Below are 15789 nucleotides of genomic sequence, written 5' to 3'. Positions count from 1 at the left end.
CGATAATCCACTGCCATCGAATTTGCGTTAGCCACGTCTAATACACGTGGCTTTTTTCTACTTCTGATTCCATCGCATGATGGCTTCTTTTCCCGCTTCAATACCTAGCTCATAAGCTTGACGCAATGGTGCTGGCGAGCGACTCAATCGTTTTAATTTAAATGATTCAGGAGGACAAACTTGGATGATTTCGACTCCCGATGGTGGATTGTCGATCAGTGCTAAAGTTTGATTGTAGCGAACTTCACGCGTCAACATCGGCTCAATTAATCCTGGCGTTTCTTTCAACATCCGTTTGGTTAGTGCGCTGAACTTTCCTTTCGGCTTTTGATAGCTGGAGGGTTGACTGCGTAAAACCATAATCTTTTTGGCTCCTCGCTTTATTGCTTCTGCGACAGGAAGTGCATCAGAAACCCCACCATCAACGTATCGGGTACCGTTCAGTAAGACACCATTTCGGTAAAGCACGGGAAGCGCGCTGCTGGCTTTCATTGTTTCTGCGAGCTCGTCGACATTAGGAGTATGGTACTCGGCTTGGCCATTGTCTTGACGTGTTACGCCTAAAAAGAAAGGTCTCGAATCCGCTTTTAGTGCGGACTTGTCGATACCAAGCTCTTCGAGAGTGACGTTCCACATCCAATCTAAGTTCATCATATCGCCGCCACGTAGAATCTGAGATGGTGAGATGAATTCTTTCCTTAAACTGTAATCGAGATAGATTTTTAAGTTGCGCCCGGGCATTTTAGCTAAATACGCCGCCAAGTTACTTGCGCCCGCCGATACGCCCCAAAAGCTATCAAATGGAGAGAAATCGTTAGCGAGAAAATGATCGAGTATGCCGCAAGAAAATACACCTCGCATCGCACCACCTTCGACAATCAACGCACGCTCTCCTACTTGTTCCATCACTGTGTTCCATTCTTTACCTATTGGATGAATAGAATGCAGCTTAACGCATAACGGTTTTATACCCAAGTGGCCCTAAGTGCTAGGGCATCTCCTTAAGTAAAAGAAAAGGGCATCGATGGATGCCCTTTTCATATTAAGCCTAGGGAGTTACAGGTTATTGAGCAGCTCATTTAGTGAAAGCGCACTGAATAAATATGTCACTCCCACACAGAAAGCGGCGCCTGTAATTCCGATACTGATCGTTGTTGTAATTAAAAGAAGTGTCATCTTAGACATACAAGATCAAACTCCTTTTTTATATTTAAGTGGGGCGTTGTGCGTCTGGTTATCGTTTTGAATCATGATGCAAGCGCCCTAAGTTTATTGTTCTAATAAAAGTGATGATCACTTGTCAAAAAAGCAGATAAATAGCACCCAAACTGTCGTTAATGCGAGCAGCGGAGTGAATACTTTCTGTATAGAGGCGCCATCGGTTAGGTTGTAGATTTTGATGGATTCGTTATAGAACGCCCGCTTGAACGCCTTAAAAGAAATATCATTTTTCACATGAGATTGTTCATAGTGTAGGTGTGCTGCGTCTGATAGTTGGTATTCTAAGTCTTGGAGTTCGTACTCTTTGTTAAGAAATGCCTCCCAAGCCGAAAGACGGGCTATCGTTTTTGGAGATTGATTACCCTTTAACTTCTCTAGACGTTTGGCATAAGCAGCTTGATATTTATCCACGGTGTATTCCTGTCTGAATAGACGTTGAGTTAGAACATTTGTAAAAAGAAAAACGAGCAAAAAAAGGGGCTTTACGTTCTATGTCTGTGATAAATGCTAAGGAGCTCAATGATCTATTTCTCTGATGTCGCGAATAATATTGATTGAACTTAAATGCGACAAACAAAATAATTTACTCAAGATAACAACGAATATTTGTTGCCTTTTAAAGAAAAACGATAGTGATGCGAAGTGGTGGCTTTGATCGGGAAGAAACCCGCTTTCGTAACGGCTTGCGTTTACTGAGAAAAAGTAAACGCTGGAACTATCTCTGGATTGGTGTGAGTTATTTATCGTCAAAAATCATTAATATCAACTATGCTTATAGCTCGACTTTTCGTAAATGAACTCAATTTGGAGGAGCAGAAATAATACTGATTTTTGAGCGTGGGTGAGCTTGGAGAGTTAAGCTAATCCATTGATTAATAAAAAGTAAAGTAGTACAGAGCTAGGGTGAACTTCAACTTAAAGGTGACGGTATGGATATACAATCAACCATTATTGAATATGCGATAGCGATAATAGGCTTACTTTTGACGGGAGTTGCCCTCTGAGCACGACGGCCCAGAGGATAGAAAGTATATTGGCTGTTTGTTAGCGGTTGATATTGTACCGAGCCATTGCAGCTTCTTCTGACGACACAACCGTTTTACCAATTGGTGCGAGTGAAATAACCGCAAGCTTCAGGTGTTGGAGTGCAAACGGAATACCAATGATGGTTACAAAACACGCTGCGGCGGAAAGTACGTGACCGATTGCCAACCAAAGACCTGCAAAGACAAACCAAAGGACGTTACCGATAACGCCTAGAGGGCTCGTACCAATGTCCATTTCATTGGTCAATTCATCGCGTGAAATGGCTTCTTTTCCGAATGGGAAAAAGGAAAAATTACCCATAACGATACACGCACGCCCCCAAGGTATTCCGATGATGCTAATAAAGGCTAAGATACCGAAAAACCACCATAGCAACCCCATAAATACGCCACCAAATACAAACCAAATGATGTTACCGAGTGTTCTCATTCTATTTCCTTTACTCTTGAATATGACGATGCAGGTTCCTGAGGGTATAGTAATGTAAAACTAGAACCACTCCGTTAATAAACGTGATCCGTTCCCTCATTCACTTGCTTGATAGAATAGCCGCATAAGTATTAACAGAGAATGAATGACTCTCTGAAGCTACGTTTGTTTTAGTATAGAGCGTAATACTCGATTAAGCACATAGCCAAGAATTAAGCTACCTAGAGGTAACTTTCTCGATATATTGACAAATTTGCTCTGCTAACTGATGGCTAGCAATGTTGCGTTTCACTACTTCACTGGCGATTTTTCCAGATTCAACGACGCTAAACCAGTCGAGCAACATCGCATGAAAACCTTTGCTCGTCAGCATTGGCGTCCAATCTTTCAAATTGATTTTTTGCTCTTGGTTCGCTTGCCATCGTTTCCCTTCAACGAAAGAGTCGAATTCCACTGCTTTGTTAGCATAACAAGCTTGAACGCGCTCCACAGTCACACCGAAGTGACGATTCATCGAAGCGTGGAGTAAAGTATCTCCGTGTTGCCACTGAATATCTAAACGCGCCAATTGGTCACCCTCAAGCTGATGCGTTATGTAAGCCTCTTTTAAATCGGTTTTGGCTGTCACGTTAATACTGTCTAATGGGTGAATAAAATCATCAAATATAAAGGTACGAATATCGCCTGGTAGTTGGTGACGGTTCTTTTCCCAGCGTAGCGATTTTAGGTCAGAAATGTTGCCTTGCTGTACCTCTGGCATGTGTTGGTTGTAAAGCGGAATATGACGTCGGTTGAAGCCCACATAAAGTGGTTGTTTTTCTTTTTCGGCAATATCGTACAGTTTTTCCACGTCATCAGCATTGTCCGCTAATGGTTTGTCGACAAAGGTTGGGATTCCATGTTGCAAAAAGAATGCTGCGATTTGAGGATGTACGCTTGTTGCCGCATGAATCATGACAGCATCTACGCCAAAGTGCAGAAGCTGCTGGTAGTCTTGACAGGTCTCTGAGATTCGATATTGCTTAGCCAGACTCTCAAGCACATTTGCGTTGCGGGTACAAAATACAAGTTCGATATTTGGAAGCTGAGTGATAACGGGAAGGTATGCTTTCTGAGCAATATCTCCTAAACCAATAATACCAATTTTCATCCTAGTCCTTATTTCGATGTATGGATGGCAGGTTGTAGTATAACGCTTGGCAAGCTGATGAGTTTAAATGCCTTGTTAGAAAAGAGCCTGACTCACATTTTGAGTCAGGCTTTGTTGGTCCACTTAGGAAGTCGTGCGGCAGTCTTTGAATATATCTAACTTGCCGTCGTAGGCTTGGGTTTGTACATCCATAATGCCTAATAAAGAGTGGAACACGTTATCATGTGAGTACTGGCCTGCCTTTTGCGCTTCATTCGACAAACAGTCGGTGTTGATTTGTTTCACTTGCTTAAAGCCGGAAGATAGCCACATGAGCAAAGGAACACGTTTTTGGAAGTCTGGTGCAAGGCCGTAAGGCATGCCATGTAAGAACAATCCGTTTTCGCCTAATGATTCACCATGATCCGATACGTAGATGAGAGCGGTATTATATTGAGACTCTAATGCTTTGAGTTTGTTGATGGTTTCTGCCAACACAAGATCAGTGTAGCGTATCGTATTGTCGTACGTATTCACGATTTGTTCGACGCTACAGTTTTCTATATCTGCACGTGGGCAGTCTGGTTTGAAAAACGCTTTGTCTCTAGGATAACGCTGGAAGTAGGTAGGACCATGGCTTCCTATAAGATGCATGGCGACAACGCGATTGCCGTGCATATCCGCAACTTCTTGATCAAAGTGATCTAACAGCGCCATATCGTAACAGGTTTGACCGTTACACAGAGGACTTGCTTGCTTTCGGTTCACTTCAATTTTCTTGATCTTGTGGGCGACTTCTTTGTCTCCGCCATCATTTTCTTTCCAGATGAGGTCAACTCCAGCGCGCTGCATGATGTCGAGAGCATTATCTTGGTTATCTGCCTTGGTCCGTTCAAACTCGCTTCGCGTGAGCTGAGAAAACATGCAAGGCACAGATACTGCAGTTGCAGTGCCACAAGACGCGACCTCTTGAAATGAAATCATATCCAGCTTACTGGTGTAAGGGTTTGTCTCTCGCTTATAGCCATTGAGTTGGTAGTTCTGCGTTCGAGCGGTTTCTCCAACAACAAACACCAGTAGTGTCGGCTTGTTCTGTGCTTGCTTTACTGCGCTATCTGACTGCTTTGCATCGATTCCAATCTCGCGGTACGGTTCTGGCGTGGTGAAGTATTTCTCCTTTACATACCCAGTCGCGCTGTAAACGAATTGAGTGGGAATAATGATTTTTTTCAGGTAGCTGTTATTGCGACCGACAGATGCATAGTCTTGGTAGTAAACACTGGCAATAACAGCAATTACGGCAAGAGATGACAACATCGACACCAACTTCGTGAGAGAAAAATACAGCAATTGGTGGCGCTGAGATTGCAACTTGACCTTATAGACAATCATCGCAGGGACGCCCCCCATAAGTAGCGTCCAGATTACAGAATAAGTACTCAGGTAAGAGCTTGCCTCGCTCGAATCGGTTTCAGCAATATTAGCAATCATTCCAGAATCGAAAAGCGTGCCATAGTTGTAACTTGCGTAGCTCACCATACTCGAAATTATGAGCAAAATAATAAAGAATGGCTTTCCAACCCAAGGCCAACTAAATAAGTTAAAAAGGAAATTGAGCGCGGCAAGAAAGAAAATGGGTATCGTAATAATAAAACCAATTTTGACATTATCTAGGCTTGAAAAAATACCATTCAGCTCTTTGTAAATAGGAATGTTTACAACCAGCGCGAAATAGAGTGCCAACAAGAAAGTAAAGGTAACGTACGAGATACCTTTCTGTTGCAAATTATGTGTCTTCATAAGTAAATGTCTTGAATCAAAATTAGAGCAAGAACGAAGCCCAAACAAAAAGGGCAAGAGTGAGCGCAACAAATACTGCAGCCGAGCCGATATCTTTGGCTCTACCACTGAGCTCGTGCCAGTCATCGCTAACACGGTCGACAACCGCTTCTACGGCGGAATTAATAAGTTCGACGATCAGGACCAATAACAGGCTACTGATCATCAGTACTCTTTCAAATGCGGTGACTGGAAGGAAAAAAGCACAGACGGAAAGCACTAAGGCTAGAATCAATTCTTGTCTGAAGGCGGCTTCGTATTTCCATGCGGCTTTCAATCCCTGAAATGAATAGCCGGTCGCATCCATGACACGGCGTAGACCTGTTTTTCCTGGCTTCAAAATATGACCTTACTACAGCTTAATAATTTAGATTGTGCATCTATCCAAACGATGAAATGAGACTAATCGTTCTTGCGTGAAACATTTGTGAATGGCATTCATCACACAACGATATAGGGTTTGAATAAGAAAAAAGAGTTGAATTAATCAAGGTCGTAGACGGTATAGCCTTTATTCTGAAGGCATTTTCGCAGTACGAGAGATTGTGTCTTGGTGGAGTCATTGCTTCCACTCAACGCTCCGGCCCCAGCCCCTACAGCACCGCCTGCAGCGGCACCTACAGCAGCCCCACCTATCCCGCTTTCTAGCGCTCCAGCTGCTGCCCCAATTAGTGCACCTGTAACTGCGCCATTAGCAGCTTCAGATTTTGCAGATTCCGTTTTGTCTACGTTGTCCGCATACCCTTGGCAATAAAGAAAATCTTGTTCATATTTAGCAGGATCAACATTAGTCATGTCGACAACAGGCTTTTGATTATAAGTACAAGCGCTAAGAGTAGAGGCAAGCGTCATAACCAGAATAAAAGGTTTGTACATGAGTATTATCCATTTGTTCTGTGAATTTATGGATTAAATGTACACTGTTTTATTGCTGAGCTCTGTCGCTGGAGTGTATTGAAGTGTCGTCTTCTGTAAAGGAGGAAAGACGTTAACTTAACTGTCTGATTTTGGAAGACGAAGTGTGAAGCAAGCACCACCAAGTGGGCTATGAGAAATCGAAACCTCACCATGTTGAAGTTCCATTATCTGCCTGACGATCGCCAAACCGAGCCCAAATCCACTCGTGTTCTTGTTTCGGGATTCATCCGCGCTATAAAATGCTTCAAAAAGGTGAGGCCAATGCTGCTCTTCTATACCTATACCATCATCATGTACATGGATTAAACAGCTTTGCTGATCACTTTTTATCTCAACCATAATTTGAGTATTTGCGTATCGCATTGCATTGCGTAGCAGATTATCCAAAGCACGTTTTAGCAGTTTTGGATCGGCGAATGCGCGCGCGTTTTCAGAGTTTGTTTCATTGAGTGAGATAGATAATTTGGTCTCTTTTTGCCATCTCTGTTTTAACTCATTAACTAACTTGGCGAGTGCTACGTTTTCTGTTTGCAACGCCGTATCTGGGCGTTCCATTTTGGCGTAATAAAGCAGCTCTTCAACCATGTCTTCCATCTCGTCAATGTCTTCGACGATACTACGTACATGCTTTTTCTGTTGTTCGGTTAATGTAGAGTCCGATAACAAGTCAGCTTGCCACTGTAAACGAAAAATAGGAGTGCGTAATTCATGCGCAACTGCATTGGTCAGCATTTTATTGCTAGTGATCAGGCGAGAAACTTTGTCAGCCATCGTATTAAAGCTTTTGTTCAGTGTCCCAACGGATTTGGCGCTTGAGGTGCTTGCTCGTGCTTTGAAGTTGCCTGAAGCAAACTCGACCGTGACTCTTTCTAACTCACGAATTCGACGACTCAAAAACCAGATCAGCAGTATGCAATACAGAGCAAATCCGGCTAAAAAGAATAACCATACAATGTTGTCATCAAAGTTAATCGCCTGAATAACTGAGCTATCTGGATCATCGATCATTTTGAAAATAGGGGTGTCCGCATCTAGGCGGAACCATATATCCCTTTCTTCGTCGTAAGCAACGTTAACAGAGGTGTCACTTTCAAATGCTTTTCTGATGTCCTCTGGAAGTTCTTCGAGCGTGTGAGGAATCAACAAGCGATGGCTGGACGTGGCAAATTGCTCAAGCTGTTGTTGAGTGTATTCTAGTCCGTGCTCTTCGTAGATAGGATAGATAAGATCGTGGAAAGCTTGACCTTCTTGCTCTTGTAGCAGGTAATCGTAATCTGTGTTGATCTCATAGACTAAGAATTCGTAACCCCACAAACTCACCATAAATAGAATGATAAGACCGACAAAGCTTTCCAGATAAATCCGTCTCATTATTCATTCCATGCATCAGGCATAAATAGGTAGCCTTTGCCGCGAACCGTAATGATTTTTTGTGGAGAGCAAGAAGCATCGCCTAATTTTTTTCTCAATGTCACAATACGGTTGTCAATGGTGCGATCTGTACCGTCGTACTCAATACCACGTAGTGTTTTCGTTAACCACTCACGTGAGAGTGTTTTTTCTGCGTGTGTTGCGAGAACCCATAATAAATCGAACTCACCGTCAGTCAGCGCAATTTCTTCCTGGTTCATGACGCATGATTTACGTAATCGGTTTAAACACAGCACTCCAATTTGTAGACCGTTTTCGGACTCGGTAGAGGCTGCCTCTTTTCTTCTCAATAGCATGCGAATGCGTGCCAGCAGCACGCGAGGTTTGATAGGCTTGGTAACAAAGTCATCGGCGCCAATTTCTAATGCGGCGACGTGATCGAAGTCGTCATCACTCGCTGTCAGCATCAACACTTTGCCTTTGTAGCATTCACGGATTTGACGACATACGCTCAGGCCGTCTTGTCCAGGTAGCATCAAATCTAACAAAACCACGTCTGGCTGTGTGTCAATAATCGCTTCCGGTGCGTCTGTCCCGTTGTCGATACATTTGACCTGGAAACCTTGTTCAACAAAATACTCTCTCAGCATAGCTTGTAATTTGGGATCGTCTTCCACAATGATTAAAGATGGTTTGACTTGTTGTGCGTTCATTTGAGTGATGTATACAATATTTAATATCACTGGAACTTAAACAAATTTACGAATTATTTCAAATAAAGCTTTCTCAGAATAAGGTTATCGGATGAGTTGATTCGATAAATACCCCAAGTAATGATTCAAACTTAATCATTAATCACATTTTGAAAAGTCTAAAAAAGGCGCAACTGTTGCGCCTTAATATGGAATATTAGGGTGAACTTACGTTTTATTCGGTGGTGCACACGACGCTGTTGTCGCTGCCAAAAGCATTGGGAACATAAGCGTCGGCTTGAGGATCGTTTTCCCACTTTGCATCATTGAGCAAGTAGCGGAACTGAACATTCTGCTCTTTAGGTAAGCGCGTTTTAAATTTAAATTGACGGCTTTTCTTCACTAATTTCATCGGTTCTGGCTGCCAGTTGTTAAAATCCCCAGCAATATGGATGGAGTCCCACTGGTCTTTATCTAGCTCGAACGTGACTTCAACTTCATCTTTTGTCTTAAAGAATCTCTTTTTAAGCATTGATCTTTCCTTGTTCGTACAAAAACTGCTCTAACTATTACTCGTGTTTCATAACGATTTCAAGTTTTATCGAATTGTCGCTGGTATCAGGTGAAGAACTATCTAAATGATGAATAGCTTAATCGCTATGAGTTCGTGTGAGAGGGGAGCGGTATTGAGAAGCCTCAAGGATATAGAACCGTTAACGTACCAAGTTTTTAGGCGAGGCGTACCTCAAAGTCCGTATCTTGAAGTCAAACCGTTATCATGTATTATCTTAAATCACCACTTTTGTTGATATAGCTATGTTGAAGTTTAACCGTACATTGTTGACCGCGATAGTTTGTTTAGCCGCTATGCTTTTGAGCAGTGTCGCTCCTATGGCGAAGGCTTCAGCTCCGGTGAAAACAATTGAAGTACGCGATACTATTATTCAACAGGCTGCTCTGCACAAACAACTTGGCGTCAATGACGACTGCGTAGAATTACATCACGATGAGTCAACTATCAATAAGGTGCAACAGTCTCACACGAGTTGTAGCTCTTCCTGCATGGTCAAAATTCCCGCCAACTTATCTCAAAACGACTTACTGCTTCTTCCTTACAGCCTTGCATTGATTGATAGGCCTTTAGTCGAAAAAGTAGTTACAGTGATCACCAAGCTTTATCGTCCTCCGATTGTTTAATTCCTCATCTCAAATTACTTGGGGTTTCCCCCTTTTTACCAAATGAAATGATTTGGCATTTGAATGCCACAAGGAAATAAACAATGAAAAAACTACTTGCCTTATGTAGTGCACTTTTACTGACTTTTACCGCTCACGCAGCGCAATTTGAAGAAGGGAAGCACTACAAAGTTCTGGATGTTAAGAAAGCATCGAAACCTGTTGTGACGGAATTCTTTTCTTTTTATTGCCCACATTGTTACAAGTTTGAGTCGCTTATTGAGCGTTTAAAACCTGCTCTGCCAAAAGAGGCAAAGTTTGAAAAGGTACATGTGGGGTTCATGGGCGGAGATATGGCGATTCCGATGGCCAAGTCCTACGCGACGATGGTGTCGCTCGGGGTTGAAGATACAATGATTCCTGCCATGTTTGCCCAAATTCATCAAAAGCGACAAGCGCCAAAAGATGAAGCTGAGCTGAAACAGCTCTTCGTTGATAATGGCGTAGAAGGTAAGAAGTTTGATGCGGCGTACAACAGTTTCGCCGTAAACTCAATGCAGAAGGGCTTTGATAAGCAATTCTCAGCCAGCACGTTAAGAGGGGTTCCAGGTGTGGTTGTGAATAATAAATACATTGTTTTGGCCAACGAAATTCGTACTTACGACGAGTACAATCAATTAGTTAATTACTTATTGACGCTGTAACTATAAATAGCATTGATGTTTAAAAATGGCGACGGTAGAGTCGCCATTTTTTATGCTTATCACTTTCGCATTATCTAAGAACGCTTGTGCATGCTTGAGTCGGAACACTAGTCATAAATATGGCATGCGGATAAAACAAGCTAGCTGCAGTGATTGCGACATTACATGGCTGAGCAATCGTGGTTTTAATCACATTGGTAAGCACGGCACCTGTATTGTTTACTGTTTGAGCGGCGGCTTGTTGTGCCTGGTAAGACACGCAACCTGTCGTTGCATTGATCATCGCTGTGCTAAACAAAAGTTTGCGAAAAAACATATTCATATCCTTTGTGAATGCTTTGAAATACTTATATGTGGATTGATTCATAAATGAAACAAAACAGTGTTCAAAATATGTGTGCATTCACGAAATGAACATTGTTTTATAAAAAGACGTTTTTTTGTGATCTTAGCACTGGACAGACCAGGCTATGAAACTAAAGCCAATCCGTGCATCACGATTACGCCGAAGGTCAGTTTGCTCCTCATTCCTTGATATCCCTTGGGCTCGGCGTCTTGTTCGACTTTCCTCACGAGTTTTTCTGCATACCAAACAGCAAGATACCCAATTGCTAAGAGTAGGGTAGCGACCGCGTAATGTTTGTGACCCTGCAGTAATGCGCCCCAAGCAAGTAAGACAAAAAGGTTGCTGAGAATTAATATATTTCTGCTAAGGCGGTGGTAGTAATGCTCAATGCCGTTACCCCAAAGGATGCCGGATAAAAAACTTAATATAACGGCGCTGTATGCGATGAAAAATTGCTGGCCACTTAAATTGAACAGTGAGATGTCAGTGAAAATCAGCCCTAAACTAAACACAAATGGAACCAGACCTAAGTAACCGAGTTGTAGCATGGTTGAGCGTGTTGTCATGGTCGTCACCTTACAATTGTTGCTCTATCATATTGGTAAGCGTAGTACTTGTCGGTGATGTGGAGCTTGGAAAAGTGGCAATAACTTTGCCTTCAGAGCTAATTAGAAACTTATAGAAGTTCCATTTTGGTTTGATGCCAGCTTGGTTAGTAATCTCGCTGAATACGGGGTTTGCATCTACGCCTAATACTGAGGAGCGAGCCATCATTGGAAAGGTGACCCCGTAATCGAGATAACAGACTTTCGCTGTGTTTGTTTCGCTTCCTCTGTCCTGTCGGAAGTCATTGCTCGGGAAACCAATGACGGTGAAGTTTTGCTCTTTGTAAGTTTGGTAGAGGGTTTCTAACTGCTCGAACTGAAGAGTGAAGCCGCACTGGCTTGCTGTATTGACGACCAGAAGCGTCTTTCCCTTAAAGCTTTCGCATAGGTCGACTTCTTCTGTTGAATTTAACAACCTTTGCTTACCTTGAAGAATATCAGGGCACTCAGATGCGAGAGCAAGCGAACTCATGGAGATAAAGCCAACGAGAGCGACGAGTTTCAGTAATCCTTTCATGGTGTTGTTCCCTTTGTTTTCAATAAGTATAACTACTCAAGTGCAAAGAGGATCGATCAAAAAAGCCGCACAAATGCGCGGCTTCTTTCAGAGCTGGGATTTAATTATGCCAGTTTTAATTCGAACTGGTTGCGGTACATCACCATGTCTTCAATAGTCAGCACTGGCATGTTGTGCAGGCGACCAAACGCAACGATCTCTGGTGCTTTTGCCATCGTGCCATCTGGGTTGGTCACTTCACATAGTACGCCAGCGGGTTGAAGCCCTGCCATTTGCATCAGGTCAATCGTACCTTCTGTGTGACCACGGCGAGTCATTACACCACCTGGACGTGCGCGCAGAGGGAATACGTGGCCCGGGCGAGCAAGATCTTCAGGTTTCGCATGCGGGTTTGCCGCCGTTTTAATGGTCGTCACTCGGTCTGCTGCTGAAACCCCCGTTGTTACACCAACTTTCGCTTCAATAGAAACCGTAAATGCGGTTTGGTTTGCGCTGTTGTTGTTTACTACCATTGGAGGCAGTTCCAGTTTGTCTGCTTGAGCATCTGTTAAGCACAAACAAACAATGCCGCTACATTCGCGGATCATCAATGCCATTTGCTCGTTAGTGAGGTGCTCGACTGAATAAATGATATCGCCTTCGTTTTCGCGATCTTCATCATCAAGAAGTAGTACGCCACGTCCTTCTTTTAAAGCAATAAGTGCGTTTTCAACGCGAGTAATTGGGTCGCCGAATTCGGCAAGTAGTGATGACTGATTCATGGTTAACTCCTAAATTTCACCAGAATCAGGGCGGTATGAGAGATCGTCGTAAAATACGATCAAAAAGAAGTGCACCAGCATTCAACGCGATCTTACTCGCGATACTGGTGTATTCTTATTCTCTTTCATCCGGACTATAACCGTCGGCTCTGGCATCTCACCAGATCTGCTGACCTCGACGAATCGAGCGCTCGCGGGCTCACTTGAAAAAGTATACCGCCGGTGGGGAATTTCGCCCCGCCCTGAGAACAATTAAAAATGTGCCACTTCATTCAAGTTGTGAAGAAGTGGAGCTAGGATAGTACTGCGAACTGAATAGCTTGGAAAGTCGATTCCATCTGTATGATGGAAAAGTGTGCTACCGACGGAAATAATCTGTGCGAATAAAGTGATCAATCTGCTGGGGCACGAAGGTGTTGTAAATCAGACTCGTATGCGTTTGCTTCACTTCGATATGATCTTGCATACCGTCCAGTCTTGTCTCTTCTACGGTAACCGTACCGTCCGACATGGTGTTGTCATTACGGATCAACAATGGGCGAGCACCAATCGGCATCGTTCCTGCGATACTGCCGAGTTTTTGCGGAAAAGCCCACGCGTCATCATGTTTGTTTAATCCGTGGTGTGGCGAGTTTCCTAAAATGGCACCCAACCCGAGATCTTGAATCCGACCTACTATGGACGCGCCTTTAAGAGGCGAACCGATAGCGACAACATGAGAGATTAAGCTAGTGCTCGGTTTTCTGTTGGCGAGATAGCGCTTAATCATCAAGCCTCCCAGGCTGTGCCCCACGAGCACGTTTGTGGTCAGTGGATTAAGCGAATGATCAATAGAATCAAACAGTGAAGACTCATCGATAGCAACAGTGTTATAGCTGAGTACTTGCGTTTCGTATCCGAGTTTTCGCAGCTTTTGGCTAAGAGGTTGCATGACCAGTCCATGCATATAAAGACCATGTAAGATGATGATTCTCATAATACCTCCTAGATTTATGACGTCGTAGATATCCTACTCTAATTAACAAGGAACTACTTGTGCTTTGTGGTGCATATTTACGTTTTGCTGCAAAGTTTGATCGGTATAGCAAGCGTATCAGCCCAGTAAATCCTGTACTTGTTGTTGCAATTGATGACGATTTAAAGAAGCTGGGCTTAACACTTCACCGATTACAACATCCACTTTTGACCAAAAACGAGTCGGTCGTTTTGTGAGAGCATGTCCGCCTTTGTGGCTGAAAAAAGAACCCCAAAGCCCTTTTAACGCCATAGGAATGACAGGAACAGGGTTACGTTCAAGGATTTTTTCCACACCAGGGCGAAACTCACCCAATTCACCGTTAGACGTTAAACGACCCTCAGGGAAGATACAGACAACTTCACCGTCGTTAAGCGCTTGTTCAATCTGTTCAAATACTCGTCGATAAGTGTCGGCACACTTACGTGGAGAACAGATCGGGATAACACCGGCATGACGGAAAACATATTTAAGAACAGGCAGCTCGCTGATGGATTTGTCCATCACAAAACGAACCGGGCGAGTAGAGGTTCCCATCAAAATCAACGCATCGACATAGCTAACATGGTTAGCCACGATTAACGCAGCACCTTGTTCAGGAATATGTTGGCGCCCCTTTACTGACACACGATACATACAATGGCTGAGTAAATAACTGATAAAGCGTTGTGTAAATTCCGGTACTTGACGATAGACATAGATTGCCACGAAGAAGTTACCTATTGCCATCATGGCAAACAGTTCCACAATAGAAAGTTCTAGTACGCTGAGTGCAACGATCGAAACCAAAGCAGACACCACCATAAACAACGCATTCATGATGTTGTTAGCAGCAATGGCACGTGCACATTCACCTTTGTTTGAACGCGATTGGATGAACGCATAAAGAGGAACAATAAAGACACCGCCGCTTACACCAACAAGGAACAGGTCAATCATGACGCGCAGATGTTTGGATTCAGCAACGAAGTTTTGCACATCATAAAAGTGCACCGGAAGTGATGGATAACTTGGGACTGCCCATAGCAAGTCGACGCCAAAGACGGTCAGACCAAGGATACCGAATGGCAAAATACCAAGCTCAACGTGGTTGAAAGAGAGCTTTTCACACAACCAAGAGCCTGTAGCGATACCAATGGAAAACAATGCCAACAGTAAAGAAACGACAGTGCTGTCTGCAAACAAATGTTCACGCGCAAAGTTAGGGAATTGAGTCAGGTAAGTCGCACCCATGAACCAGAACCAACTGATGGCTAGAATAGACATCCAAATGCCTCTCTGCTTTTTTGCCACTTTTAACGTCTTCTTTAAGCCAGAAATCGGTTCAAATTTCGCTTTGTCAGTCGATTGGCTAGGCATCGTTGGAATATTCACGCTGCTCATGAATCCAAGCAAAGACAAGGTAATCACGACACAAGAAGCAATCAAGGTACCATTAGGAATGGCTAGCAGCAGGCCTGCGCTAAGCGTACCTATAAGAATCGAAAGGAACGTGCCCATTTCAACCCAAGCATTTCCTTTAACAAGCTCATTTGGTTTGAGCGCTTGTGGTAGCAAGGCGTATTTTACGGGACCAAAATAGGCCGATTGAGTGCCTGTCATAAACAGCAGAACCAGCATCAGCATAGCACTTTGGGTCGCAATAGCGGTTGCTGCGCAAGACATGATAGCCAGTTCGATGAGCTTTAGACGTCGGATTAATTTGGCTTTGTCCATGCTGTCAGCGACGGCACCAGCATGCGCAGAGAATAGAAAGAAAGGTAGGATGAATAAGCCTGCCGCCAAATTAACAAATAGATTAACGGATATTGGTAAGTTATCAATTTGGCTGTATGTCACCATCAATAACAGAACGTTTTTGTAGATGTTGTCATTGAGTGCGCCAAGACACTGCGTCACAAAGTAAGGAAAAAAGCGTTTTGAGAAAAACATGCTGGCTCCGATTAAACAAAGTCGAATGAGATGGGAGCACTTTATGCTCAATGAACGATTAAACCAGCTTTCTCTTTCAAGTGACGT

The 15789-nt window shown here is 43.4% G+C and carries 18 protein-coding genes and 1 riboswitch; of the genes, 2 read left to right on the top strand and 16 right to left on the bottom strand.

Going from position 1 to position 15789, the window contains the following annotated elements; all coding sequences use genetic code 11:
- Window positions 1–57: 57 nt before the first annotated feature.
- The 10 genes from FKN16_RS02125 to FKN16_RS02080 all read right to left on the bottom strand — a co-directional run bounded on the left by FKN16_RS02125 (window position 58) and on the right by FKN16_RS02080 (window position 9178).
- Window positions 58–906: a patatin family protein gene (locus FKN16_RS02125; protein WP_048624804.1), complete on the bottom strand. Its 849-nt coding sequence runs from the start codon at window positions 904–906 to the stop codon at window positions 58–60.
- Window positions 907–1293: 387 nt separating this feature from the next.
- The gene (locus FKN16_RS02120) at window positions 1294–1632 is read right to left on the bottom strand and encodes a hypothetical protein (protein WP_006741201.1); all 339 of its coding nucleotides are present in this window, start codon (window positions 1630–1632) and stop codon (window positions 1294–1296) included.
- 633 nt (window positions 1633–2265) lie between these two features.
- Window positions 2266–2697 (bottom strand): YccF domain-containing protein, encoded by a 432-nt coding sequence (locus tag FKN16_RS02115; RefSeq protein ID WP_005373685.1) that lies wholly within the window; start codon window positions 2695–2697, stop codon window positions 2266–2268.
- Between the two features lie 217 nt (window positions 2698–2914).
- The gene (locus FKN16_RS02110; RefSeq protein WP_170901892.1) at window positions 2915–3847 is read right to left on the bottom strand and encodes a Gfo/Idh/MocA family oxidoreductase; all 933 of its coding nucleotides are present in this window, start codon (window positions 3845–3847) and stop codon (window positions 2915–2917) included.
- Between the two features lie 123 nt (window positions 3848–3970).
- On the bottom strand, window positions 3971–5626 hold the full coding sequence (locus tag FKN16_RS02105; RefSeq protein ID WP_170901891.1) for a phosphoethanolamine--lipid A transferase: 1656 nt from the start codon (window positions 5624–5626) through the stop codon (window positions 3971–3973).
- A gap of 22 nt (window positions 5627–5648) precedes the next feature.
- Window positions 5649–6005 carry a diacylglycerol kinase gene (locus tag FKN16_RS02100; protein WP_139061080.1) on the bottom strand — a complete coding sequence of 119 codons (357 nt, stop codon included), beginning with the start codon at window positions 6003–6005 and terminating at the stop codon, window positions 5649–5651.
- A gap of 143 nt (window positions 6006–6148) precedes the next feature.
- Complete coding sequence (locus FKN16_RS02095) at window positions 6149–6541, bottom strand: glycine zipper family protein (RefSeq protein ID WP_170901890.1); 393 nt, start codon at window positions 6539–6541, stop codon at window positions 6149–6151.
- Window positions 6542–6658: 117 nt separating this feature from the next.
- Window positions 6659–7954: an ATP-binding protein gene (locus FKN16_RS02090; RefSeq protein WP_048624808.1), complete on the bottom strand. Its 1296-nt coding sequence runs from the start codon at window positions 7952–7954 to the stop codon at window positions 6659–6661.
- Window positions 7954–8667 carry a response regulator gene (locus FKN16_RS02085; protein ID WP_170901889.1) on the bottom strand — a complete coding sequence of 238 codons (714 nt, stop codon included), beginning with the start codon at window positions 8665–8667 and terminating at the stop codon, window positions 7954–7956. The genes FKN16_RS02090 and FKN16_RS02085 overlap by 1 nt, the downstream gene beginning before the upstream one ends.
- A gap of 214 nt (window positions 8668–8881) precedes the next feature.
- Window positions 8882–9178 carry an isoamylase early set domain-containing protein gene (locus tag FKN16_RS02080; RefSeq protein ID WP_005396349.1) on the bottom strand — a complete coding sequence of 99 codons (297 nt, stop codon included), beginning with the start codon at window positions 9176–9178 and terminating at the stop codon, window positions 8882–8884.
- Between the two features lie 284 nt (window positions 9179–9462).
- Here FKN16_RS02080 and FKN16_RS02075 point away from each other — a divergent pair, with 284 nt between their 5' ends.
- Together FKN16_RS02075 and FKN16_RS02070 are read left to right on the top strand one after the other, a co-directional pair.
- Window positions 9463–9843: a hypothetical protein gene (locus tag FKN16_RS02075; protein WP_170901888.1), complete on the top strand. Its 381-nt coding sequence runs from the start codon at window positions 9463–9465 to the stop codon at window positions 9841–9843.
- A gap of 83 nt (window positions 9844–9926) precedes the next feature.
- Window positions 9927–10526, top strand: coding sequence for a thiol:disulfide interchange protein DsbA/DsbL (locus FKN16_RS02070; RefSeq protein WP_005373667.1), 600 nt, complete (start codon window positions 9927–9929; stop codon window positions 10524–10526).
- 70 nt (window positions 10527–10596) lie between these two features.
- On the opposite strand, the gene FKN16_RS02065 is transcribed toward FKN16_RS02070, so the two are convergent.
- From FKN16_RS02065 to FKN16_RS02040, 6 genes are all read right to left on the bottom strand, one after another.
- Complete coding sequence (locus tag FKN16_RS02065) at window positions 10597–10842, bottom strand: hypothetical protein (RefSeq protein WP_005373664.1); 246 nt, start codon at window positions 10840–10842, stop codon at window positions 10597–10599.
- Window positions 10843–10994: 152 nt separating this feature from the next.
- Window positions 10995–11438, bottom strand: coding sequence for a DUF3429 domain-containing protein (locus FKN16_RS02060; protein ID WP_005396352.1), 444 nt, complete (start codon window positions 11436–11438; stop codon window positions 10995–10997).
- Between the two features lie 10 nt (window positions 11439–11448).
- Entirely contained in the window at window positions 11449–11994 is a 546-nt protein-coding gene (locus FKN16_RS02055; RefSeq protein ID WP_170901887.1) for a glutathione peroxidase, read from the bottom strand.
- A 104-nt stretch (window positions 11995–12098) separates the two neighbouring features.
- Window positions 12099–12755 carry a 3,4-dihydroxy-2-butanone-4-phosphate synthase gene (gene ribB / locus FKN16_RS02050; RefSeq protein ID WP_006741191.1) on the bottom strand — a complete coding sequence of 219 codons (657 nt, stop codon included), beginning with the start codon at window positions 12753–12755 and terminating at the stop codon, window positions 12099–12101.
- Window positions 12756–12868: 113 nt separating this feature from the next.
- Window positions 12869–13009: riboswitch (FMN riboswitch) on the bottom strand.
- Between the two features lie 104 nt (window positions 13010–13113).
- Window positions 13114–13731 (bottom strand): acetyltransferase/hydrolase, encoded by a 618-nt coding sequence (locus FKN16_RS02045; RefSeq protein WP_005396355.1) that lies wholly within the window; start codon window positions 13729–13731, stop codon window positions 13114–13116.
- A gap of 117 nt (window positions 13732–13848) precedes the next feature.
- Window positions 13849–15702, bottom strand: coding sequence for an MFS transporter (locus FKN16_RS02040; protein WP_170901886.1), 1854 nt, complete (start codon window positions 15700–15702; stop codon window positions 13849–13851).
- Window positions 15703–15789: the final 87 nt, after the last annotated feature.

The sequence above is a fragment of the Vibrio sp. 11-4(1) genome (assembly GCF_013048625.1).
Classification (GTDB): Bacteria; Pseudomonadota; Gammaproteobacteria; order Enterobacterales; family Vibrionaceae; genus Vibrio; species Vibrio diabolicus.
The sequence above is the reverse complement of the archived record's forward strand: the minus strand, read 5'-3'. Positions and strand labels throughout refer to the sequence as shown.

Bases quoted from the DNA above. Each gene is read 5' to 3' on its own strand.
- FKN16_RS02125 (WP_048624804.1), bottom strand. From the start codon at position 906: ATGGAACAAGTAGGAGAGCGTGCGTTGATTGTCGAAGGTGGTGCGATG.
- FKN16_RS02115 (WP_005373685.1), bottom strand. From the start codon at position 2,697: ATGAGAACACTCGGTAACATCATTTGGTTTGTATTTGGTGGCGTATTT.
- FKN16_RS02110 (WP_170901892.1), bottom strand. From the start codon at position 3,847: ATGAAAATTGGTATTATTGGTTTAGGAGATATTGCTCAGAAAGCATAC.
- FKN16_RS02105 (WP_170901891.1), bottom strand. From the start codon at position 5,626: ATGAAGACACATAATTTGCAACAGAAAGGTATCTCGTACGTTACCTTT.
- FKN16_RS02095 (WP_170901890.1), bottom strand. From the start codon at position 6,541: ATGTACAAACCTTTTATTCTGGTTATGACGCTTGCCTCTACTCTTAGC.
- FKN16_RS02090 (WP_048624808.1), bottom strand. From the start codon at position 7,954: ATGAGACGGATTTATCTGGAAAGCTTTGTCGGTCTTATCATTCTATTT.
- FKN16_RS02085 (WP_170901889.1), bottom strand. From the start codon at position 8,667: ATGAACGCACAACAAGTCAAACCATCTTTAATCATTGTGGAAGACGAT.
- FKN16_RS02080 (WP_005396349.1), bottom strand. From the start codon at position 9,178: ATGCTTAAAAAGAGATTCTTTAAGACAAAAGATGAAGTTGAAGTCACG.
- FKN16_RS02075 (WP_170901888.1), top strand. From the start codon at position 9,463: ATGTTGAAGTTTAACCGTACATTGTTGACCGCGATAGTTTGTTTAGCC.
- FKN16_RS02070 (WP_005373667.1), top strand. From the start codon at position 9,927: ATGAAAAAACTACTTGCCTTATGTAGTGCACTTTTACTGACTTTTACC.
- FKN16_RS02065 (WP_005373664.1), bottom strand. From the start codon at position 10,842: ATGTTTTTTCGCAAACTTTTGTTTAGCACAGCGATGATCAATGCAACG.
- FKN16_RS02060 (WP_005396352.1), bottom strand. From the start codon at position 11,438: ATGACAACACGCTCAACCATGCTACAACTCGGTTACTTAGGTCTGGTT.
- FKN16_RS02055 (WP_170901887.1), bottom strand. From the start codon at position 11,994: ATGAAAGGATTACTGAAACTCGTCGCTCTCGTTGGCTTTATCTCCATG.
- ribB (WP_006741191.1), bottom strand. From the start codon at position 12,755: ATGAATCAGTCATCACTACTTGCCGAATTCGGCGACCCAATTACTCGC.
- FKN16_RS02045 (WP_005396355.1), bottom strand. From the start codon at position 13,731: ATGAGAATCATCATCTTACATGGTCTTTATATGCATGGACTGGTCATG.
- FKN16_RS02040 (WP_170901886.1), bottom strand. From the start codon at position 15,702: ATGTTTTTCTCAAAACGCTTTTTTCCTTACTTTGTGACGCAGTGTCTT.